The 21,388-nt window shown below is 56.4% G+C and carries 19 protein-coding genes; 12 read left to right on the top strand and 7 right to left on the bottom strand.

The genetic code is table 11. From position 1 onward, the window contains the following. Window positions 1–34: 34 nt before the first annotated feature. Together I3V23_05520 and I3V23_05515 are read right to left on the bottom strand one after the other, a co-directional pair. Complete coding sequence (locus tag I3V23_05520; protein ID QPI86422.1) at window positions 35–913, bottom strand: phytanoyl-CoA dioxygenase family protein; 879 nt, start codon at window positions 911–913, stop codon at window positions 35–37. Further along, a complete protein-coding gene (locus tag I3V23_05515) occupies window positions 913–1,659 on the bottom strand; it encodes a GntR family transcriptional regulator (GenBank protein QPI86421.1) in 747 nt (248 codons plus the stop codon). The genes I3V23_05520 and I3V23_05515 overlap by 1 nt, the downstream gene beginning before the upstream one ends. Window positions 1,660–1,742: 83 nt before the next feature. Between I3V23_05515 and uxaC the strand changes: the two genes are divergently transcribed. From uxaC to I3V23_05495, 4 genes are read left to right on the top strand one after another with little or no spacing between them, the layout of a single operon-like run. Beyond that, entirely contained in the window at window positions 1,743–3,146 is a 1,404-nt protein-coding gene (gene uxaC / locus I3V23_05510) for a glucuronate isomerase (protein QPI86420.1), read from the top strand. A gap of 13 nt (window positions 3,147–3,159) precedes the next feature. Further along, window positions 3,160–3,984, top strand: coding sequence for a 5-dehydro-4-deoxy-D-glucuronate isomerase (gene kduI, locus I3V23_05505; GenBank protein QPI86419.1), 825 nt, complete (start codon window positions 3,160–3,162; stop codon window positions 3,982–3,984). Further along, a complete protein-coding gene (gene kduD / locus I3V23_05500) occupies window positions 3,981–4,727 on the top strand; it encodes a 2-dehydro-3-deoxy-D-gluconate 5-dehydrogenase KduD (protein QPI86418.1) in 747 nt (248 codons plus the stop codon). Before kduI ends, kduD begins: the two co-directional genes overlap by 4 nt. Then, on the top strand, window positions 4,705–6,144 hold the full coding sequence (locus I3V23_05495) for a mannitol dehydrogenase family protein (GenBank protein QPI86417.1): 1,440 nt from the start codon (window positions 4,705–4,707) through the stop codon (window positions 6,142–6,144). The genes kduD and I3V23_05495 overlap by 23 nt, the downstream gene beginning before the upstream one ends. Here the strand turns inward: I3V23_05495 and I3V23_05490 are convergent. Next, window positions 6,141–8,090 carry a transketolase gene (locus I3V23_05490; GenBank protein QPI86416.1) on the bottom strand — a complete coding sequence of 650 codons (1,950 nt, stop codon included), beginning with the start codon at window positions 8,088–8,090 and terminating at the stop codon, window positions 6,141–6,143. The two genes, I3V23_05495 and I3V23_05490, sit on opposite strands and share 4 nt — an antisense overlap. A gap of 10 nt (window positions 8,091–8,100) precedes the next feature. Next, window positions 8,101–9,441: a Gfo/Idh/MocA family oxidoreductase gene (locus tag I3V23_05485; protein QPI86415.1), complete on the bottom strand. Its 1,341-nt coding sequence runs from the start codon at window positions 9,439–9,441 to the stop codon at window positions 8,101–8,103. 224 nt (window positions 9,442–9,665) lie between these two features. Here I3V23_05485 and I3V23_05480 point away from each other — a divergent pair, with 224 nt between their 5' ends. From I3V23_05480 to I3V23_05470, 3 genes are read left to right on the top strand one after another with little or no spacing between them, the layout of a single operon-like run. Then, on the top strand, window positions 9,666–10,484 hold the full coding sequence (locus I3V23_05480) for a transketolase (protein QPI86704.1): 819 nt from the start codon (window positions 9,666–9,668) through the stop codon (window positions 10,482–10,484). Further along, window positions 10,481–11,527, top strand: coding sequence for a transketolase family protein (locus I3V23_05475; GenBank protein QPI86414.1), 1,047 nt, complete (start codon window positions 10,481–10,483; stop codon window positions 11,525–11,527). The genes I3V23_05480 and I3V23_05475 overlap by 4 nt, the downstream gene beginning before the upstream one ends. A gap of 37 nt (window positions 11,528–11,564) precedes the next feature. Then, the gene (locus tag I3V23_05470; GenBank protein QPI86413.1) at window positions 11,565–12,317 is read left to right on the top strand and encodes an SDR family oxidoreductase; all 753 of its coding nucleotides are present in this window, start codon (window positions 11,565–11,567) and stop codon (window positions 12,315–12,317) included. A gap of 2 nt (window positions 12,318–12,319) precedes the next feature. On the opposite strand, the gene I3V23_05465 is transcribed toward I3V23_05470, so the two are convergent. From I3V23_05465 to I3V23_05455, 3 genes are all read right to left on the bottom strand, one after another. Then, the gene (locus tag I3V23_05465) at window positions 12,320–13,300 is read right to left on the bottom strand and encodes a LysR family transcriptional regulator (GenBank protein QPI86412.1); all 981 of its coding nucleotides are present in this window, start codon (window positions 13,298–13,300) and stop codon (window positions 12,320–12,322) included. Window positions 13,301–13,369: 69 nt separating this feature from the next. Continuing rightward, entirely contained in the window at window positions 13,370–14,215 is an 846-nt protein-coding gene (locus tag I3V23_05460) for a fumarylacetoacetate hydrolase family protein (protein ID QPI86411.1), read from the bottom strand. A 3-nt stretch (window positions 14,216–14,218) separates the two neighbouring features. After that, window positions 14,219–14,914, bottom strand: coding sequence for a GntR family transcriptional regulator (locus I3V23_05455; protein ID QPI86410.1), 696 nt, complete (start codon window positions 14,912–14,914; stop codon window positions 14,219–14,221). Between the two features lie 232 nt (window positions 14,915–15,146). Here I3V23_05455 and I3V23_05450 point away from each other — a divergent pair, with 232 nt between their 5' ends. The 5 genes from I3V23_05450 to I3V23_05430 all read left to right on the top strand — a co-directional run bounded on the left by I3V23_05450 (window position 15,147) and on the right by I3V23_05430 (window position 21,383). Continuing rightward, window positions 15,147–16,160 carry a TRAP transporter substrate-binding protein gene (locus I3V23_05450; protein ID QPI86409.1) on the top strand — a complete coding sequence of 338 codons (1,014 nt, stop codon included), beginning with the start codon at window positions 15,147–15,149 and terminating at the stop codon, window positions 16,158–16,160. A 119-nt stretch (window positions 16,161–16,279) separates the two neighbouring features. Continuing rightward, window positions 16,280–17,083 carry a TRAP transporter small permease gene (locus I3V23_05445; GenBank protein QPI86408.1) on the top strand — a complete coding sequence of 268 codons (804 nt, stop codon included), beginning with the start codon at window positions 16,280–16,282 and terminating at the stop codon, window positions 17,081–17,083. A 2-nt stretch (window positions 17,084–17,085) separates the two neighbouring features. Then, the gene (locus I3V23_05440; protein ID QPI86407.1) at window positions 17,086–18,714 is read left to right on the top strand and encodes a TRAP transporter large permease subunit; all 1,629 of its coding nucleotides are present in this window, start codon (window positions 17,086–17,088) and stop codon (window positions 18,712–18,714) included. A gap of 103 nt (window positions 18,715–18,817) precedes the next feature. Then, a complete protein-coding gene (locus I3V23_05435; protein ID QPI86406.1) occupies window positions 18,818–20,308 on the top strand; it encodes an altronate dehydratase in 1,491 nt (496 codons plus the stop codon). A gap of 10 nt (window positions 20,309–20,318) precedes the next feature. Then, window positions 20,319–21,383 carry a Gfo/Idh/MocA family oxidoreductase gene (locus I3V23_05430; protein ID QPI86405.1) on the top strand — a complete coding sequence of 355 codons (1,065 nt, stop codon included), beginning with the start codon at window positions 20,319–20,321 and terminating at the stop codon, window positions 21,381–21,383. Window positions 21,384–21,388 lie beyond the last annotated feature (5 nt).

The following is a 21,388-nucleotide window of genomic DNA, read 5'->3' as shown; positions in this document are numbered from 1 at the left end:
AAGCATGGGGAGGGCTTTCTGTGTCTAGGGGGCCTTAGGCGTAGATGCCTTTTTGCGCTTTGGCGCCTGCCATCATGGCCTTGGCGCGCGCCTGCCTGATTTCATCGTAGAGATCAACTGCGCGCGGCTCGAATAGGGTTTGGGGGGCGGTATAATGGATGAATTTGCCCACCCGATCAATGCCACGCGCAAGCATTGCGTAATCCCGATCCGCCATATTCTGCGCCACTTGCGGCGTCACATATCGCACAACCACCGCGATGCGCCGATCATCCGATATATTCGGGCCAGAGCCATGAATGGTCAGCCCATGGTGAAGCGACATTTGCCCCGGCATAAGCTCAATCGCGGTTTTGTCTTCTTCGGCCACATCGACCGCAATCTCTTGGCCGCGCGACAATAGGTTTTTTTCATTGAACGTATCGGTATGCGGTAGAATTTCGGATTTATGGCTGCCTTTGACGAAATCCATACAGCCACTTGCCCGTGTTGCGGGCGAAAGGGCGATCCAAGCTGTGACCATCTCCGAGGTGGTGCCCATGCCCCAATAGGTCAGGTCTTGATGCATCGAGACATATTGATCGCTTTGCGCGTTCTTGATGAAAAATTCTGCGCTGTAGATCAAAATATCAGGGCCGAGGATGCCCTCAATCACATCTAAAACCTGTGGTTTGGTGGCGATCTCATGCACAAAGGGCATCACCAGTTGCGCATTGACGCGCTTATAGGTGTTCAGGGGCAGGGGCAAATCACCCTCTAACCAATCGCGCTCGACCCATTCTAGTTGGGTACGATAGGTTTGCGCCTCATCGCGTGACAGAACATCTATTGGAAAAAGAAACCCATCCTCCCAGTAGCGCGCGATCATATCAGGGGCGAGATGGGTTCCGTTGCGTGCGGCAGGTTCTTGCATCAGGGCATCCTCTTTTCCCGTAATCCAAGGGGCAGGGATGCCTCGCTTGGGTCGTCATCTTCGAAATAGGCTTCATGCTCGGCCCGAATACGGATCAGTTGTTCATGAATGCGGGAGAGATGCGCGCGCATGATCTCTGCCGCGCCATCAGGATCACGATCAGCTAAGGCGCGGGTCAGCGCGATATGATCATCCCATGCCGTTTGCGATGAAAACGCCAAAGACAGCATTCTGACCCGATCCATATGGCCTTTGTTTTCGGTAATCAGATCCCATGTAAATTCTAGCCCCGCCCGCAAACAGATTTCGCGGTGGAAGGCGTCATCGGCGGCATGGAACCGCAGCTTGTCGCCCGCGTCTTTGGCGGCGGCCTGTTCTGCGATCAGCCCCTCCAATGCTTGAATATCTGCCGCAGTAAGCCGCGTGGCCGCATGGCGCACGGCCTCAGCCTCAAGCGCGATGCGAATGAACTGGGCCTGCATCACCGCCCGGGTGGAGATCAACGACACCAATGTGGCGCGTTGCGGGCGGATCAGCAGGAAGCCCATTTTCGAAAGCCTGTAGAACGCATCGCGCACGGGTTGACGGGAGACTTCAAACCGTTTTGCGATCTCAGCTTCTGACAGCTTCTCACCGGGTTTCAGGTCAAGGTTGAGCACCTGTTTGTGCAATTCCCCATAGACCAAATCCGCGATCGCAGGGCGGGCGGTTCGGTCAAGCGATATGAGTGGCATATCTTGGGTCATTTCAGGATCAATCCCTGTCTGATTGACCTAGGTTATATACTAGCATATCAGTTTGCAAGAAGATTAACCAAAAGGGGCCGCCTATGGGCTTTTTAAGCGAAGACCGCCTGTTTCCTTCAGAGCCTACAGCGCGGTCGCTGGCCCGTGCGCTTTATGCGCAGGTCAAAGATGCGCCGATCATCTCACCCCATGGTCATACCGACCCCCAGTGGTTCGCGCAGAATGAACCCTTTGAAGACGCCGCCAAACTGTTCATCACGCCCGATCACTATGTGTTTCGGATGCTTCATTCCCAAGGTGTCGCGCTAGACGATTTAGGCGTGCCGCGTGCCGATGGTGGTGCGGTCGAAACGGACTCGCGCAAAATCTGGCGGTTGTTTGCGCGGCACTATCGCCTTTTTGCAGCGACCCCTTCGCGGATGTGGATTGACCACGCGCTGCAAGATTTGTTTGGCCTAGATCAAAGACTATCGCCAGAGACGGCAGACGCGGATTTTGATGCCATCAACGAGAAATTAGCAAGCCCCGCCTTTCGGCCCCGCGCCCTATTTGAGCGGTTCAACTTAGAGGTTCTCGCAACCACGGAAAGCGCGCTTGATGACTTGGCCCATCACCGCAGGATCCGCGACAGCGGATGGCAGGGTCGTGTAATCACCACCTATCGGCCTGACGCGGTTATTGATCCCGATTTTGATGGGTTCACAGGCAATGTCGAAGCTTTCTGTGCGCATGGTGGCGGTGCTGTAACATGGGAGAGTTATCTCGCGGCCCATCATGCGCGCCGTGCGTATTTTGCATCTTTGGGTGCAACTGCGACTGATCATGGCCACCCAACGGCCAACACCGCCAATCTCTCGCAGGCCGATGCCGCGGCCCTGTTTGACGATGTCATGACAGGCAAGGCTGATCCCGCCACGCGCGAGTTGTTTCGCGCGCAAATGCTGACAGAGATGGCGCGCATGTCGGTTGCAGATGGTTTGGTGATGCAAATACATGCAGGATCACAGCGCAATCATTCCGATTGGGTCTTGGCGCGCTTTGGTCGGGATAAGGGTTACGACATCCCACAACGCACCGATTACGTCACCGCGCTGCGCCCTTTGTTGCAGGAATTTGGCCGCGCGGACGGATTTCACCTGATCCTATTCACCTTGGACGAAAGCAGCTACGCCCGCGAACTGGCACCTTTAGCGGGGGTCTATCCTTGTCTGTTTCTCGGCCCGCCTTGGTGGTTCCATGACAGCTATGAAGGGATGATGCGCTTTCGCCGTTCGGTTACGGAAACCGCAGGCTTCTATAACCTTGCAGGGTTCAATGATGACACGCGTGCCTTTTGCTCGATCCCCGCGCGCCACGATGTCGCCCGGCGGGTCGATGCGGCCTATTTGGCGGAATTGATTGTCACGGGACGCTTGGACGAAAGCGAAGCGGGTGATCTGATGCAGGAATTAACCACGGGGCTAACGCGCCGTGCTTATAAACTTTGAAAGGACTGCCCTGATGATCGAGGTTGAAACCCGCCATGCCATTCACCCTGATCACGCAAAGGGTATGGACACGGCAATGTTGCGCGCGTCCTTTTTGGTCGAAGGTTTGTTTGAGAGCGGCAAGATCAAGCTGTGTTACACGCATTATGACCGCTTCACCCTTGGCGGCGCTGTGCCTAACGGTGGCAGTCTGCGCCTCGATAAAATTGCACAGACGCGCACGGCCAGTTTCATGGAGCGCCGTGAAATGGGCATCGTCAATATTGGGGACACAGGCCAAGTCAGCGCGGATGGTCAGCTGTGGGAGATGGCGCAGGGCGATGTGCTTTATCTGGGCATGGGTGCGGGTGATGTGACCTTCTCAGGGGCAGGGCGGTTTTACATTACCTCCGCCCCCGCGCATCACCGCTATCCACATCGTCATCTCACACCGAAAGACAGCAACCGCGTGGCCTTGGGCGCGGCTGAGACGGCCAATGAGCGCGTGATCAACCAATTCATCCATCCTTTGGTGATGGAAAGCTGCCAATTGGTCATGGGTTATACCACTTTGGGTCAAGGATCAGTCTGGAACACGATGCCGCCACACACGCATGATCGGCGCATGGAAGCCTATCTTTATTGGGATATGGCGCCCGAGGCGCGGGTGCTGCATCTGATGGGGGAACCGCAAGAAACCCGTCATCTGGTTGTGGGAAATGAGGCGGCTGTGCTGTCGCCGCCGTGGTCAATTCACGCCGGCGCGGGGCATGGGCATTACAGATTCATCTGGGCCATGGCGGGGGATAATGTCGATTTCACGGATATGGATTTTGTCGATCTGGAGGATCTGCGATGAGCGTGTTTTCCCTCGCAGGCAGACGGGCCTTGGTGACGGGGGCGAATACGGGCATTGGTCAGGCCATTGCGCTTGCTTTGGCCGATCAAGGGGCATCTGTCACCTGTGCGGGGCGGCGCGACTGCGCTGAAACTTGCGCGGCGATTGCGGCGAAGGGCGGTATTGCCGATGAGATGATCCTTGATTTTGCGGATCCCATGGCCGCGCGCGAAATTTTTGCGGGCGCGGGCTATTCCATCTTGGTCAATAACGCGGGCATCATCCGCCGCGAGGACAGTCTCGAATATACCGAGGCGGATTGGGACGCGGTGATGGATGTGAATCTCAAGGCGTTGTTTTTTACCGCGCAGGCCTTCGCCAAGGCGCATCTCGAGCACGCGCCGCGCGGCCCCGCAGCGGTGGTGAATATTGCCTCATTGTTGGCGTTTCAGGGTGGCATTCGCGTGCCTGCTTACACGGCCTCAAAACATGGGGTTGCGGGTTTAACCAAAATTTTGGCCAATGAATGGGCGGCAGCCGGCATCAACGTTAACGCGATTGCGCCGGGCTACGTTGTGTCCAACAACACGGAAAACCTGCGCAAAGATGCCGATCGCAATGCGGCAATTCTGGCGCGCATTCCCGCAGGCCGATGGGGCGAGCCGTCAGATATTGGTCACACGGCGGCCTTTCTCGCCTCTCCTGCGGCGGCTTATATTCATGGTGCTGTGATCAATGTAGATGGAGGATGGCTTGCCCGATAACCCTTTGACCCGCACGGCACCTGCCCCAAGCCCGGGCATTGTTCACTTGGGCCTTGGCGCGTTTTTTCGCGCGCATGGGGCAATTTACACGCAACAGGCCATGGCAAAGGCAGGCGGGGATTGGGGGATCATCGGGGTTTCTCTCAAATCGCCCACAACCCGTGATGCGCTGCAACCGCAAGGGGCTGTTTATCACGCTTTGGAACTTGCCCCAGATGGTGCGGAGCTTCTCCTGGTTACAAGCCTAAGCGCGGTTTTGGTTGCCCCAGAAGACCCTTCTGCGGTTTTGGCCGCAATGGCAGACCCTTCGGTCAAAATTGTTTCGCTGACCGTCACGGAGAAAGGCTATTGCCACCATCCCGCAAGCGGCGCGTTGGATCGAGATCACCCTGATATCATCCATGATTTGACCCATGACAGCCCGCAAAGCAGCATTGGCTATCTCACCCGCGCGCTTGCCTTGCGCAAGGCGGCGGGCATCCCGCCCTTTACCGTTTTGTGCTGTGATAACCTACCTCATAACGGGAAACTTTTGCGCGGGCTGGTTTTGGAATTTGCACAAATCCTTGACCCAGATCTTGCGCAATGGATCGCGGATCATGGGGCCTTTCCGTCAACCATGGTCGATCGGATCGTGCCCGCCACGACCGATGAGACACGGGCAGAAGTGGCGCGCCTGTCGGGCTTTGCCGATGCCGCACCCGTGGTGCATGAACCTTATCGCCAATGGGTGATGGAGGATGATTTTGTCGGCGGTGTGCGCCCTGCATGGGATCAGGTCGGGGCAGAGTTGGTGCAAGATGTTGCCCCCTATGAGGATATGAAGCTTCGGATGCTTAACGCCTCCCATTCGGCTCTGTCTTATTTGGGTTATGTTGCGGGGCATCATACGATCACGGATGTTATGGCTGATCCCGTGTTTGACGCTTATGCGCAACGTCTTTGGGCGCGCGAGATCATTCCGCATTTGACCCCGCCTGAGGGTGTGTCGCTTGAAGATTATGCCGCAGCTTTGCGTGCGCGGTTCAAGAACCCCGCGATCCAGCACCGCACATGGCAGATCGCGATGGATGGCAGCCAGAAATTACCGCAACGCCTGCTGGGGACATTGCGCGCGGCGCGCAAAAAGGGGGCTGAGGATCGGGGTCTGATCCTCGCTGTTGCAGGGTGGATGCGCTACACCGCTGGCTTTGACGAGGCGGGGGAGGCGATTGAGTTGCGCGATCCTATGGCCGATGTCCTGCGCGCCGCTCATTCAGGCGTGGAGGGGGCCGAGGCGGTTACACGAATTTTGGGCCTTGAGGCGATCTTCGACCCAAGCCTTGCCGCTGATATTCATGCGCCCGTGACGGATGCCTATCTAGCCCTGTCCCGTGGGGGGGGGCGCAAAACGCTAGAGACTTATCTTGCGACTTAACGCGCAAGCCGTGCTTTGGCGGCGGCAACAATGGCCTCGGTTGTGATGCCGAAATGGGCGAAGAGTTCGGGCGCTTTTGCAGAGGCGCCAAAGCCCGTCATGCCGATAAACGGATCTTCTGGGGCAAGGATTTGATCCCAGCCAAACCGCACAGCGGCCTCAATACCGATTTTGGGCCCCGTGCCCAAGATTGCGGCACGCTGCGCGGGGCTTTGGGTTTCGAAAATTTCCCAACAGGGCAGCGAGACAACCGTGGCGCGGATATCTGCCTCTTGCAACTGTGCGGCCGCGTCAAGCGCAAGTGCAACTTCACTGCCTGTTGCAATCAGAGTAATATCGCGAGGGTCTTCGCCTGCTAGGATATAGCCCCCATTGGCACAACCCATGACGGAGGGCAGCTGCACCAAGTCCTGACGGCTGAGCGCCAAAAGGGTGGGGCCTGATTTTCGGCGCAGGGCTTGATCCCACCCCATGACTGTTTCGCGCGCATCGGCGGGGCGCATCACCCAGAAATTCGGCATAGCGCGAAAACTGGCGAGGATTTCAACGGGCTGATGGGTTGGCCCATTCGACCCGACCCCGATGGAGTCATGGCTAAAGACAAACAGCACGGGCAGCCCCATCAAGGCGGCCATCCGCATTGCAGGACGCTCGTAATCTGCGAAGGCCAGATAGGTCACATTGACCGCAATCAGCCCACCATGGGCGGCGATCCCACAGGCCATTGCCCCCATTAAATGCTCGCGCACCCCGCAATGCACATAGCTGCCTTGGCGGTTCTCAGGGCCGAATGCCGTGCGACCGCGCTTGTGATTGGTGGGGGCCTCCAAATCTGCGCAGAGAATGCACAGCTCGGGCAAAGCGGCCTCTAATCCTTCGCAAACATCACCCGATGAGGCGATTGTCGCGCGGGCTGCGTCCGTTGCTGTTAAACGCGCCTCAATATCGGCCATAATTTGCGGCCAGTTTTGGGGCAATATGCCCTCCATTCGGCGGGTGAATTCTGTGGCCTTTGGGTCGGATTTTAGACGCACGGCCCAATCCCGCGCAGCATCTCTTCCGCGGGACATTGCGGCTGTCCAATCGGCATAAATGTCTTGCGGGATCACAAAGGCCTCGTGCGTCCATCTGCGCGCAGCGCGCGCCTCAGCCGCGTCCTTCGGGGAGAGTGGCGCACTGTGCCCGCCGCGTTGCCCCTGAAGGCGGGGGATGCCGCGCGCGATTGTGGTGCGGCAGGCAATCAAAGACGGGCGGGGGTCAGACTTTGCAGATAGAATGGCGGCATCAATCGCGGCGATATCATGGCCATCCACCTCGACCACATGCCACCCCGCCGCGGTGAAACGGGCGGGAATGTCCTCGCTGATCGACAAAGCGGTGTCGCCGTCATCGGTGATATGATTGTCATCCCAAAGAAATGTCAGACGCCCCAAGCGCAAGTGACCCGCCAGTGAAATCGCCTCTTGGCCAATGCCCTCCTGCAAGCAGCCATCGCCGACAAAGGCCCATGTGCGATGATCGCAGAGATCAGCGCCAAATTCCGCGCGCATCCGTTCTTCGGCCACGGCCATGCCAACCGCACAGGCGATGCCTTGGCCAAGCAGCCCCGTGGTGATCTCAATCCCTGCATCTTGCTCAATCTCGGGGTGGCCTGCGCAGACCGAGTGCAATTTTCGAAAAGATTTCACCGCCGCAAGATCAACCTTCTCATAGCCTGAGAGGTGCAACAGCGCATAAAGCAACATAGAGCCATGACCATTGGACAGAACCACGCGATCGCGGTCGGGCCAGAGCGGGTTTTGGGGGTCAACCTTGAGGTGATTGGCGTAAAGCGTTGCGGCAATCTCGGCCATACCAAGCGGCACGCCTTGATGACCTTCACCCGCTGCCACAATCGTATCAAGTGCCAAAAAGCGGATTGAATCCGCCATGGATTGGATGTTCATGCTGCCCTCCCTAGCCATTGGCCATTTCGCGCAAGGCACGGCGCATCTCAAATATATCGAGATCGTCTTTGATTTCGACATCGTCTAGGGTCACGATCTGGTCGCGGGCGATGTCGCGCTTGAGTTTGATGTGATGTGCAAGCCCGATTGGCAACGCATTGACCTTGGCCGCGCGCGTGGCAGGGATTGCCTTGGCCCACACTTTGAACCCGCCTTCGCCGTCCAAATAGTCGCCTGCTTTGAAATCCCCTTTGGCGGTTGCGACTGCATCGGCGCGGTAAAGCGTTGAACTGCCTGTGGCCTCGCCTCGCAAAACCGCATTCAACACGGAAACCGATGTTTCAAGGCCGATCAAATGGAACGGCCGCCACATCGACCCATACCACCCGCTGTCATCGGTCAAGAGCCCATATTGTTGAAAGCAGGCGCGCGTATATTCATCGGGCGCCCGAAAGGTGACAAACATTCCGTATTGAATATTGTTCATCACCACCCGCCCATCGGGCTCGCGGCTTGCTGCGATATCGACCAAACCTGCACGGGCCAATTGTCCGCCTTCGGATTGGGGTTTGAATACGCGTGCCAGATCATGCAGGCCCGCAGGGTGGAAGGCCAAGCCATCCTCTGGACAGTCAAGCCCTGTGGCATTGGCGACCGCGGCCATTTCAATCGCGGCCTTCGTGCCATCGGTGAAACTGTTATACATTTTTGGATTGAAATCACCTGCAGCGACTTCTTCATCGCTCCACCCGAAAAAGCCCCAGACTGTGTCTGGGGTCGAATAGCGGTAATGCGGGCAGAAATTCATGCCCTTTCCTGCGGCGACCAATTCAAAGCCGCTCGCCTGCACCCAATCGACAAGTTCGCAAATGGCGGCGGGCTGATCGCCATAGGCCATGGAATAGACCACACCTTTTTCACGGGCGCGCGCGGCCAGATAGGCCCCGCATAAAACATCGGCCTCAACATTAACCATGATCACATGTTTGCCCGCCTCAATGGCGGCAAGCGCATGGCGGATGCCTGCAATCGGATGCCCTGTGGCCTCAATCACGCAGTCGATGCCATCAAATTCCATCAGCGCCTGCGCATCATCGGTAATGCAAGTTTTGCCGGTCTTATACGCGTCAGAGAGGGTCGGGGCGTCATAGGCCTCGGCAGCCCAATGAACGCGCGCAAAGGAGGCTTTGGCCTTGCTGATATCAAGATCCGCGACACCCACAATGTGATAGCCCTTGATGTGCTTTGCCTGCGCGAGGATCATTGAGCCAAATTTTCCCGCCCCAATCAAACCAACACGCACAGGCCCCTTGGCGGCGTTATATTCGGCAAGCAGTCGTGACAGGTTCATGATCTTTTTCCCTATTGGTTGCGGCACAAGCCCTATCTTTGATAACGGGACGGCTGCGACAATAACCATCATTTTTTTGAGCATTATCTTAAAGCAGGGCTTAAAGATAATTCATTTATCTGGTCTTGTTTTTCGCTCTGTCGCTGCCGCATCTTCTGCGCGGATATCACGGAGAAATCGCAGAGCATGCAGGGAGGGGTGTTGTGAGCCAGAGCGGAGCAAATATGTCGCTGGCGCAACGGGCTTGGGCCATTCGGCGCAACGCGCTGTTGATGGGTGAGGTGCAGGGACAAGGCTATATCGGGCAGGCGCTTGGTGTCGCTGATGTTTTGGCCGTGTCCTATTTTCATGCGATGCGTTTGCGCGCCGATGATCCAGAATGGGAGGGGCGCGATAGGTTTTATCTCTCCATAGGTCACTATGCGATCGCGCTCTATGCGGCGCTGATTGAAGCTGGGATTTTGCCCGAGGATGAAATCGCCACCTATGGCATGGATGATAGCCGCCTGCCGATGTCGGGCATGGCCGCCTATACGCCTGGAATGGAGATCACAGGCGGATCGCTTGGTCATGGGTTGGGCATTGCGGTGGGCGCAGCCTTGGGTCTGAAACGCAAGAACAACCCTGCCTTTGTCTATAATCTGTTGTCAGATGGCGAACTTGGCGAAGGCTCGACTTGGGAGGCTGTGATGTCTGCCACCCAATGGAAATTGGACAACCTGATTGCGATTGTTGACTTCAACAATCAACAGGCCGATGGGCCAAGTCGTGCGGCCTTGGCCCAAGGGGCCGAAGCGCCGAAATGGGAGGCCTTTGGCTGGTTCGCCCAAGAGGTGGATGGCAATGATTTGGCAGCGGTGGTTGCGGCCTTTGATGCGGCCAAGACCCATCCCAATCCATGCCCTCGTGTTATTATTTGCAATACCAAAATGTGTCATGGGATCAGCTTCCTTGAGACCCGTGAGAAAACGCATTTTATCCGTGTTGAAGCCGATGAATGGGCCAAGGCCTTGGCTGAGCATGAGGAGAAAAAGCCGCTATGAGCATCCCTCCCCATTCCCGCAGAAAGTCGAAATATACCCCCCGCAGCCGCGCAAGTGGCGCAGATGCAGTGCGCACATCTGCTATGATCGCCTCTCTCGATGCCGAAGGTCGCGAAACAATTGCGGCGCCATTTGGTCATGCATTGGTGGACTTGGCCAAGACCCGTGCGGATATTGTGGGGTTGTCTGCCGATTTGTCGAAATACACCGATCTGCATATTTTTGCGCAGGCCTATCCTGAGCGGTTTTATCAGATGGGTATGGCCGAAGGGCTTTTGATGTCGGCCGCAGCAGGGCTTGCCCGCGAAGGGTTTACGCCCTTTGCAACCACCTACGCGGTTTTTGCCGCGCGGCGCGCCTATGACTTTATAGCCATGGCGATTGCAGAGGAAAACCTGCCCGTCAAAACCGTCTGCGCGCTGCCGGGTCTGACCACGGGCTATGGCCCAAGCCATCAAGCGACCGAAGACATGGCGATCATGCGGGCGATGCCCAATATGGTGGTGATTGACCCTTGCGATGCTGTGGATGTGGCACAGGCCACGCGCGCCATCACAGACTATAACGGCCCTGCCTATATGCGTCTTTTGCGCGGACAAGTGGCCAATGTGTTAGGCGCCTATGATTATAGTTTTGAGCTTGGTCGCGCGAAGTTGCTGCGCGAGGGTGCGGATGTTTTGATCATTTCTTCAGGGATCATGACCATGCGCGCTCTGGATGCGGCGCAGGTTCTCGCGCAAGATGGCATCGGCGTTGCGGTGTTGCACAGCCCAACCATCAAACCCTTGGATCAAGACACAATTCTTGCCGAGGCACAAAAAAACGGGCGCCTTGTGGTGGTTGCAGAAAATCATTCCATCACAGGCGGGCTTGGTGATGCGGTCGCCAAGACGCTGATGACGCATGATGTCTTCGTGCCATTGCGCCAAATTGGCTTGCCAGATGAATTTCTGGACGCAGGCGCATTGCCAAGCCTGCATGACCAATACGGGATCACAGTTGAACGGATTGCAGAGCAACTGCGCCGTTGGGTCGACCAATAACCACGCGCCGCGCGGCGCGGTCAAAGGAGAAGCGAGAATGGGTTTACTGGACGGACAGATTGCCATCATCACAGGGGCTGCAAGCCCGCGCGGATTGGGCAAGGCCACGGCAAAGCTTTTCGTGGAGCATGGCGCAAAAGTGGCAATCTTGGATTTGGACGAGGGCCAAGCCGAAGAAGCCGCCGCTGATTTGGGTGCGGGCCATATCGGGCTCGCCTGCGATGTGACGCGCAAAGAGGATTGCGACCGCGCGGTCGCTGTGATCCTCGAGGCCTATGGCCAGATTGATATATTGGTCAATAATGCGGGCATTACACAGCCATTGAAGATCATGGAAATTCGCCATGAAAACTATGATGCCGTGTTGGATGTGAACCTGCTTGGCACGCTGAATATGAGCCAAGCTGTCATCCCGCATATGCGGGAGCGCCAAAGTGGCAAGCTTGTGAATATGTCATCGGTATCGGCGCAGCGGGGCGGCGGTATTTTTGGCGGGCCGCATTATTCGGCGGCTAAGGCGGGTGTTTTGGGCCTGACCAAGGCAATGGCACGGGAATTGGCGCCTGATGGCATCCGTGCCAATGCGATTTGCCCAGGATTTATCGCCACCGACATTACGGCGGGCAAGCTGACCCCTGAGATGAAGGTGCAGATCCTTGCGGGCATCCCGATGGGGCGGGCGGGCGAAGCCTCGGATGTGGCAGGTTGCGCGTTGTTCTTGGCATCTGATCTTTCGGCCTATGTCACGGGCTCTGAGGTCGATGTGAACGGCGGATCGTTGATCCACTAAACCTAATGCTGCTCTGCCGCCCGCTCGAGGTCGAATTCTATACGGGTTTGACGCAAACCGTGGCGGGCGCAGGCAGCGGTGATTTCAGTTTCGAAATCCTTGGTCTGCGATTTTAACCATGCAAGAAATTCTTGCACGGCGCGCCGCTTGATATAGCGGCTCGGGCAGATCGCCCAATAGGATGTAAAGCGCAAAACGGGAATTTGCGGCAGAACTGGCACAAGCCGCCCCTCGGCGATTTCGGGCATAGCTAAGGACATGCTATCGAGCACCACGCCCACCCCATCAACGGCCAGTTGCAGAGCCATAGAGGAGCGATCCATCAAAATCGGCATATGCCGTTCGGGCAGGGTGATGGCATTGTGGTTCAGCCAATAGTCCCACTGGCACAGGGCCCGTGGCGTGCCAATGAGACGTGCTGCGGCAAGGGTGGCGGCGGCATCGCCGCTTTGTGGGAGCTCTTTTAGGTAGTCGGGGCTGCACAGGGGAACCACGCAATCGTCAAACACCGCTTCGCTGTGATAGCCTGGCCAATTCCCCGTGCCATAGCGTAGATCCAGTTCCATCATCTCGCGGTCAAAATCGGTGGGGTCGGGGGCCGCATCAATGTGAAGATCCCAATCAGGATGGCGCGCGATGAAATCAGAGAGGCGGGGCCCCAACCACCGCACCCCAAAACTAGGGGTTACGCGCATATTCAACTGATAGGTTTCGCGCCCGCGTTTGAAATGACGGCTTGTGTCGCGCAGCATGCGAAGCGCCACGGAGGCCGATTGAAACAGTTGCTCGCCTTCCAGCGTCAGGCTCAACATACGCCCCTGACGGCGGAACAGCTTTACGCCCAGATTTTGTTCAAGAAGTTTGATTTGTTGGCTGACCGCCGAGGGCGACACTGACATCTCTTCGGCGGCGCGGCTGATTGTGCCCCGCCGTGCCACGGTTTCGAAATACAGAAAGCCGTTAAGGTTGGGCGTGCGCGACATGGGGTCAAACTCTGGCCAAACATAAAAAACCAAGGCGGGCGAACCCCGCCTTGGGAAACTTAGATGGCCTTAGCTTGCAGCTTCGGCTGTTTGTTTTTGTGCGCCGAGACCCTTCACTTCGATCTCCATCACATCACCTGGCTTGAGGAATCGCTGCGGCTTCATCCCCATACCTACGCCCGAAGGTGTGCCTGTCGCGATGATATCGCCCGGAACCAGTTTCATGAATTGGCTCATGTAGGAGATGATTTTTGCGACACCAAAAATCATATCATCGGTGTTTGAATCCTGCACAACTTCGCCATTCAGCGACAAGGTGAGCCCCAGTTTTTGCGGATCGCCAACCTCATCTGCGGTGACCAGATAGGGGCCTGTAGGGCCAAAGGTTGGGGCAGATTTGCCTTTGATCCACTGACCGCCCTTTTCGATTTGGAACTCGCGCTCTGAGACATCGTTGATTGTGCAATAGCCCGCCACATAGGAGAGCGCGTCTGCCTCGCTGACATAAAGCGCCTCGCGGCCGATCACCACGCCAAGCTCGACCTCCCAATCGGCCTTGACCGAATTACGCGGAATGACCACAGGGTCAAACGGGCCAGACAAGGATGAGGTCGCTTTGGAGAAAATGATGGGCTCTTTTGGGGGCTCTGCGCCCGTCTCGGCGGCGTGTTTGGCGTAGTTTAAGCCAATGCAATAGAAATTCGGCACAGAGGCAAGGCAGGCCCCAATCCGACCAGGATTGGCAACAACGGGTAGCGTTGAGATGTCGATTTTGCGGATTGCGTCCAAAGCCTCAAGTGACACGGCTGCGCCTGCGAAATCGGCGACATGGCCCGACAGGTCGCGCACTTGGCCATCAGCATCCAAAATAGCGGGCTTTTCCTGACCAGCGGGGCCGTAGCGCAATAACTTCATCTCTTATTCTCCTACTTTTTGAGACAGTGTTGGCTCCTCGCCCATTTGGGCGGATTGCATTGTAATTTGCTGACGAATGTCTTCGGCCAACTGCCAAAGATGCGCGTCAATTGCATCACGGGCCGCTTGCACATTGCGTGCGCGCATCGCGGCGAGGATTGCGGTATGTTGGGTCACCACACGTTCGCGATTGCGGCGCTGGCGCGCGGCCAAATAACGGGCATGCCACAGACGCTGCAGATAGGCGCGATGGGTTTCTTCCAAGGCTTGGTTGTGCGAGGCGCGTGCGATCGAGGTATGAAAAGACATATCAATCTCGAACATGTCAAGCGGATCACTTTCATAGAAATGCGCGGCCATGTAATCCACGATTTCTTGCAGATGGGCGAGATCCTCTTCGGTGGCATTTTTGCACGCCAATTCTGCGGATAGTTTCTCTAGCGCGATGAGCACTTCGGCCTGATCGGAGACGGATTTGAAATCCAGTTCCGCAACAATCGGGCTGCGAGACGGGCGCAGCACAAGCAAGCCTTCTTTTGACAAGATTCGGATCGCTTCGCGCATCGGGGTGCGACTCACGCCCATAGCGGCAGCCGTATCGCGTTCTTTGACCGCTTCACCCGGTAGCAAATCGCCGCGCAAGATACTGCGCCGCAATTGTTGGGCGACTTGTTCCGCTAATGTCGCATCATCATGCACTGGTCTTGTCCCTCATTTTATGCAGTGAAATCATGATTAAAGAAGGCACGCGTGAACGAATATACTCAGAAAAACCGACTTCTTGGATTTTGGTATACCAAAACCTGTTGATTGTCGATACGGGTTTGGCTAGCGTTGATTCTCAGATGGTATACCATCGTAGTTGTGCACCTGAATTTGGCGCAACTGGTGAAAAATGGTGGTCGAAATGGCCCCATCAAGGGAGGAAGAGATGAAACTCAACACTTTGTTCACGACAGCGGCGGCAACCGCTTTGCTCGCAGGTGCTGCAATCGCAGAACCTGTCACTTTGCGCATTCAAACGCATTACGCGACTGAGCACCCAACAGGCCAGCGTCTGGCCCAGTGGGTGGATGATGTTCAGACCATGTCTGGCGGCGACATCACCATCGAAATGTTCTATTCGTCTTCGGTTGTTGGCTCGGTTGAAACCTTTGACGCTGCAATCAACGGCATCCTAGATTGTGACGCGACAGGCGGTGCTTACCAGACAGGTAAGAACCCAGCGTTCCAGTTCGTTGGCGACATCATGGGCGGCTATGAAACCGCATGGCAGCAGTATTCATGGCTCTACTACGGTGGCGGCTATGAGGCGGCGCAGGAGCTTTACAACGAATATAACATGCAGCTGATTGGTTGGTCGATCTACGGCCAAGAATCCATGTCTTCATCGCGCCCATTGGCAGGGTTTGAAGATCTGGTTGGCTGGAAGTTCCGTTCCCCTCCAGGCATGGAAACCGAGATTTTCGAAAAGCTCGGCGCAACCCCAATCGTGATGGATTTCACCGAAATCTTTACCGCGCTTGAGACAGGCATCATTGATGGTGCGGACGCATCTGGTCTGGCCAACAACGTGGGTCTTGGTCTTTACGACATCGTAAGCCATGCAACCTATCCTGGCTTCCACTCGATGCCATCTGACCACTTGGCCTGTAACCTTGATGTCTGGAACGGTCTGACAGAACAGCAGCGCCGTATCATCGAGACTGCATGGCAGAAGCTGTCCTTCCAGATCGCTCTCTACAACGACCGCGCTAACGCGGCCGCTGCAGCCGAGCTGACTGCGCAAGGCGTGACGCTTTATAACTGGTCGGCCGAAGATCGCGCGACCTTCCGTGCGGCCGCTCAGGAAGCATGGGCTGACTGGGCGACACGTTCCCCAGAAGCTGCAGCACTGGTTGAAAGCCATGTTGCCTACATGACTGAGCTTGGTCTGATCGACTAATCTGACCCAAAAGGTTTCAGGCTCGTAAGTGCGTCTGAAACCAACCAGTTATGTAAGCCCCCGAATGGCGGGGGCTTACCCTTCTTTTCAAATTTTTTACCTCAAGGGGGAGGAAGGCAATGGCTCAAGACAGCCTTTGGTTGGGATCGCTGAGAAAACCGATACGCAGTGCTGCGATTGGTTTTGGGGTGATTACGGCCTTGATTTACGCCTATATGGTTTTCGGTCAGCTTGCCTTCGAAGATCCCATTGGGATGCATGAGATGATCCGCCCTGCGGGGCGTCCGCTTGTAGCGGTTATGCTGTTGGCCATCTTAGGCACATTTGTTTGTGCATCACTCTACCTGTCTGACACCAAAGGCGCGATTGAATCCCAGCCGAATGGTTTTTTTGATGTGTTGTCGCTTGTGACATCGCGTATGGCGATGATGATGACCGCGTTGATCGTTCTTGTGATGTTTTACGAGGTTGTCGCACGTTACGTATTTGGCCAGCCTACGCTTTGGGCCAATGAGCTGTCTCTCTGGCTTGCGGCCTTCGTGTTCCTGTTTGCGGGCCAATACGCCATGCAGCAGCGCAGCCACATTCGTATCTATGTGATTTATGATATGATGCCCCGTTGGGCACAGAAATCTGCGGATGTTTTTTCAACCGTTCTGATCGTTTTGTTCGCCGTTGCAATGATCTGGGGCGGATACACGGACGCGGTGACGCGCATGATGCGGATGGAGACATTCGGCACGGCGTGGGATCCACCCATTCCGGGTGTTGTTAAACCTGCCATTCTCTTCATCATTGCTTTGGTGGCCGTGCAGGCTGTCTCAAACCTGATTTCTGATTGGCACAAAGCCCCTGAACATCTGGCGCATGACGATATCGATGAGATCGAAATCGAAAACATCCGCAAGACCTTGGAGCAATAAAGATGGAATTTTTGGAACTCTTTGCTTGGCTCAAGGTCGATAGCCTCGCTACGATCAGCCTTGTCTTGCTGCTTGGCATCTTCGCCCTTTTGGCGATTGGTATGCCATTGGGCTTTGCCTCGGCCTTCTTGGCAATCGTGGTCTTGGTCATGAAGTTTGGGCCTGAACTGTTGTTCAAAGATTTTGGACGCGGGCCTTTGTCGGTTGTTGCCCAAGCGGTCTACCGACAAATGACCAATTACGTTCTCATATCTGTGCCGCTCTTTATCTTTATGGCGGCGCTGCTTGAGCGCTGCGGCATTGCGCGCGACATGTATTCTTCGCTCAATGTCTGGCTCAGCCGCACCCGCGGCGGCATTGCTGTGGTGACAGCCATTATGGCGGTGATCATGGCGGCCATGTCGGGGATCATCGGTGGTGAGGTTGTTCTCTTGGGCCTGATCGCCCTGCCTCAGATGCTGCGCTTGGGGTATAACCAGAACCTCGCCATCGGCACGATTTGCGCGTCTGGTTCGCTTGGCACCATGATCCCCCCGTCCATCGTTTTGATCTTCTACGGCCTTGTCACCGAAACCTCGATCAAAGCGCTGTTCACGGCGTCCTTCTTGCCGGGCTTTATGTTGGCGACCTTCTTTATCGTCTACATTTTGGTGCGCACCAACCTAAACCCAAGCCTTGCGCCTTTGCCTGAGGCCGAACCAGGTATGCCAGAAGGCAGCGAGAAGCTGCTGCGGTTCCTTGGCTTCTTAGGTAAGTTCACCATGTGGATCACAGGTGTTTTGTTGCTGCGCGCCTTGTTCTTCACTGTAACGGGCGAAAACGTGGTCACCGAAGGTGTCGATCCGATCCCATTGGGGATGGTGTCTGATATTCCTTATATCATCGGGGCTTTCGCCATCGCGGCTGTGACTGTCTATTTCATCGTTGGCAAAGAGCGCACCGCCGAAGGGTGGGAAATGGGCAAAGGTCTGATTGCACCGACTGTTGTGATCGGGGTTGTTCTTGGCTCGATTTACATGGGGATTACAGGGATCACCGAAGCGGCTGGCATGGGCGTTGTTGCGGTGTTTGTCATCGGCCTGATCCGCCGTGAGATGACCTTTGACATCGTCTGGGACAGCCTCATGCGCACGCTGAAATCCACGGGCACCATTATCTGGGTGACGATTGGTGCAGCCTCGCTTGCGGCGGCCTACACATTGGCGGGTGGCCCCACCTATGTGGCGAACCTGATTGTGGCCTCTGATCTGCCCACGATGGGCGTGATCCTGATGATGATGTTGATCTTCCTCATCATGGGCATGTTCATGGATTGGATTGGTATCGTGCTTTTGGTGATGCCTGTCTTCTTGCCGATTGTGTTGCGTCTGCCTGTTGAGGAGATTGGCATCTTCGGTGAACTTGATCCGCGTCAGGTCGCCATTTGGTTCGGCGTGGTGTTCTGTATGAACATGCAGGTCAGTTTCCTGTCGCCACCCTTTGGCCCTGCGGCCTTCTACCTCAAGTCGGTGGCGCCACCCCATATCACGCTGACAGCGATTTTCCGTGGTTTCTTGCCCTTTATCGCGCTTCAGCTTCTGGCCCTCAGCGTTCTGCTGATTTGGCCACCCATTGTGACATTGTTCCTCTGATCTCAGGGGACAGGTCAAACATCATTGGGGCGCGCGCGAGGGTCACACACCTTGCGCGCGCTCTGTCGTCAAACGGCCATTTGGTAGGTTAGGTCATTCATCCATGAAAACGGTGCGTCTCTCTCAAGCGGATAATGTAGTTACGGCCTTGCAGGCCTTGGAGGTTGGCGAGGAGGGCGCGCGCGAACTGATCCCGCGCGGCCATAAGATCGCGACCGCTGACATTGCCAAAGGGGCACCCGTGCGCAAATATGCGCAGATCATTGGCTATGCCGCCGAAGATATTGCGCAGGGTGCGCATGTGCATACCCATAATCTGGAATTCCGAAATGTGGATACCGATTATGAGTTTGCCACCAACCTGCACCCCGTGCCTCCTGCCACAGAAACCGATTACTTCATGGGTTATCGCCGCGCGACAGGGCGGGTTGGAACGCGCAATTACATCGCGGTTCTGACCAGTGTGAATTGCTCGGCCACAGCGGCAAGGTTGATTGCCGAACATTTCACGCCCGAGCGTCTGGCCGATTATCCAAATGTGGATGGCGTTGTGGCCTTTGTGCATGGCACAGGTTGCGCCATGGGGGGCGATGGCACGGGGTTTGAACTGATCCAGCGCACGCTATGGGGCTATGCGCGCAACCCCAATGTGGGCGGCGTTCTGATGGCGGGCTTGGGCTGCGAGATGATGCAGATCGACTGGTTGACCGAGGCCTATGGATTAAAGCCCGGCCCGTTGTTCCAGACGATGAATATCCAAGACATTGGCGGTTTGCGCCGCACGGTGGACTGGGGAATTGAAAAGATCAACGCCATGCTGCCCGTGGTCAATGATGTGAAGCGCGAGAAATGCCCCGCATCCGAATTGATGGTGGCGCTGCAATGTGGGGGGTCTGACGCGTGGTCGGGGATTACGGCGAACCCTGCGGTTGGCTATGCCTGTGATCTTTTGGTTGCACAGGGCGGCACGGGTGTCTTGGCCGAAACGCCCGAGATTTACGGGGCAGAGCATCTTTTGACGGCCCGCGCGGCGGATCGCGCGGTGGGCGATAAGCTGATTGAGCTGATCAAATGGTGGGAAGGCTATACATCGCGCAATGGTGGCTCGATGGATAACAACCCTTCCCCTGGCAATAAGAAGGGCGGTTTGACCACTATTCTTGAGAAATCCTTGGGTGCTGCGGCCAAGGGGGGCACCACACCGCTGACAGGGGTTTATAAATATGCTGAGCCTGTCACCGCCAAAGGCTTCACCTTCATGGACAGCCCCGGCTATGACCCTGCAAGCGTCACAGGTCAAATCGCCAGTGGCTGTAATTTGGTCGTCTTTACGACTGGGCGTGGCTCTGCCTTTGGATCTAAACCATCGCCCACGCTCAAAGTGGCGACCAATACCGAAATGTATAATCGCTTGATCGAAGATATGGATGTGAATGCAGGCCGCATCTTGACCGAAGGTGCTTCGGTTGAGGAGGTTGGCCGCGAGATTTACGAAGCATGGTTGCGCATGGCTTCGGGCGAAAAATCGAAATCCGAAGCGCAGGGCTTGGGCGATTTTGAATTCGTGCCATGGCAAGTTGGCGCGGTGATGTAAGGGGGCAGTTTTGGGTCAGCCACTTCCGCTTTGTGTAATTGGCGCAGGCTCAATCGGCATGCGCCATGTCGAGGTGGCACAGGCCTCGCCGCTGATTGCTTTGACCGCAATTGTCGAGGCCGATGAGACACGCCGCGCAGATTTGGCTGCGCAGGGCTTGCCGATGGTGGCAAGTCTTGAGGATGTGCCAAAGGCCACCGCTGCCGCAGTCATTGCCACACCGACACCCGCCCATCACCAAAACGCGCTTGATCTGATTGGTCAGGGCTTGGGGGTGATTGTAGAAAAACCTCTGACCGCGACCATGGCCGAAGGCCGTGCCGTAATCCATGCGGCGGATGCAGCAGGCGTGCCTTTGGTGACAGGTCATCACCGCCGCTGCCACCCATTCACCATTGCCGCCCGCGCACGGCTTGCTGACATTGGCGATTTGGTTGGGGTTCAAGGCCTTTGGTCGTTGCGCAAACATGACCGCTATTACGACCCGCTATGGCGCCGCAGTGCAGGTGCGGGGCCATTGATGACCAATCTCAGCCATGAGATAGACCTGCTTCGGTTCTTGATCGGTAATCTGTCACAGGTGACTGCTCTCACATCCTCGGCGCGGCGGGGCTTTGAGATTGAGGACACAGCCGCCCTTGCGCTCCGCTTTGAAAACGGGGCGTTGGGGTCATTTCTGATCTCAGATGCAGGGGCCTCACCTTGGAGCTTTGAGGCAGGCACATATGAAAACCCCGCCATTGCAGGAACGGGGCAGGATTACCTCCGTATCACGGGCACCAAAGGTGCTTTGGAATTCCCTTCGCTGAAACTCTGGCACGCCGATTATGAGGGCGAGGTGGAATGGTCAAAGGGCCTGTCGGCGGATGCAGGGCAAAGTTTCGCGCGCATTGACCCAATCCGCGCACAGATGGAGCGGTTTGCAGCCCTGATGGCGGGCAAGGCGGATGATGTCTTGTGCAGCGGTGCCGATGGTCTGGCGGCGATGGAGGCCACTTTGGCCACCGCCCTATCGGCCAAACAGGGGCAACCTGTGGCACGCGGTGAAGTGCCGCCAGATTTCCGTGGTATTTAAAGAGC

It is taken from the genome of Rhodobacterales bacterium HKCCA1288 (assembly GCA_015693905.1).
Taxonomy (GTDB): Bacteria; Pseudomonadota; Alphaproteobacteria; order Rhodobacterales; family Rhodobacteraceae; genus M30B80.
The sequence above is the reverse complement of the archived record's forward strand: the minus strand, read 5'-3'. Positions and strand labels throughout refer to the sequence as shown.

Coding starts and splice junctions, on each gene's coding strand:
- I3V23_05465 (QPI86412.1), bottom strand. CDS start 13,300: ATGTCGCGCACGCCCAACCTTAACGGCTTTCTGTATTTCGAAACCGTG.
- I3V23_05450 (QPI86409.1), top strand. CDS start 15,147: ATGAAACTCAACACTTTGTTCACGACAGCGGCGGCAACCGCTTTGCTC.
- I3V23_05490 (QPI86416.1), bottom strand. CDS start 8,090: ATGAACATCCAATCCATGGCGGATTCAATCCGCTTTTTGGCACTTGAT.
- kduI (QPI86419.1), top strand. CDS start 3,160: ATGATCGAGGTTGAAACCCGCCATGCCATTCACCCTGATCACGCAAAG.
- I3V23_05515 (QPI86421.1), bottom strand. CDS start 1,659: ATGACCCAAGATATGCCACTCATATCGCTTGACCGAACCGCCCGCCCT.
- I3V23_05495 (QPI86417.1), top strand. CDS start 4,705: ATGGAGGATGGCTTGCCCGATAACCCTTTGACCCGCACGGCACCTGCC.
- I3V23_05485 (QPI86415.1), bottom strand. CDS start 9,441: ATGAACCTGTCACGACTGCTTGCCGAATATAACGCCGCCAAGGGGCCT.
- I3V23_05460 (QPI86411.1), bottom strand. CDS start 14,215: ATGAAGTTATTGCGCTACGGCCCCGCTGGTCAGGAAAAGCCCGCTATT.
- kduD (QPI86418.1), top strand. CDS start 3,981: ATGAGCGTGTTTTCCCTCGCAGGCAGACGGGCCTTGGTGACGGGGGCG.
- I3V23_05480 (QPI86704.1), top strand. CDS start 9,666: ATGTCGCTGGCGCAACGGGCTTGGGCCATTCGGCGCAACGCGCTGTTG.
- I3V23_05445 (QPI86408.1), top strand. CDS start 16,280: ATGGCTCAAGACAGCCTTTGGTTGGGATCGCTGAGAAAACCGATACGC.
- I3V23_05440 (QPI86407.1), top strand. CDS start 17,086: ATGGAATTTTTGGAACTCTTTGCTTGGCTCAAGGTCGATAGCCTCGCT.
- I3V23_05520 (QPI86422.1), bottom strand. CDS start 913: ATGCAAGAACCTGCCGCACGCAACGGAACCCATCTCGCCCCTGATATG.
- I3V23_05470 (QPI86413.1), top strand. CDS start 11,565: ATGGGTTTACTGGACGGACAGATTGCCATCATCACAGGGGCTGCAAGC.
- uxaC (QPI86420.1), top strand. CDS start 1,743: ATGGGCTTTTTAAGCGAAGACCGCCTGTTTCCTTCAGAGCCTACAGCG.
- I3V23_05475 (QPI86414.1), top strand. CDS start 10,481: ATGAGCATCCCTCCCCATTCCCGCAGAAAGTCGAAATATACCCCCCGC.
- I3V23_05435 (QPI86406.1), top strand. CDS start 18,818: ATGAAAACGGTGCGTCTCTCTCAAGCGGATAATGTAGTTACGGCCTTG.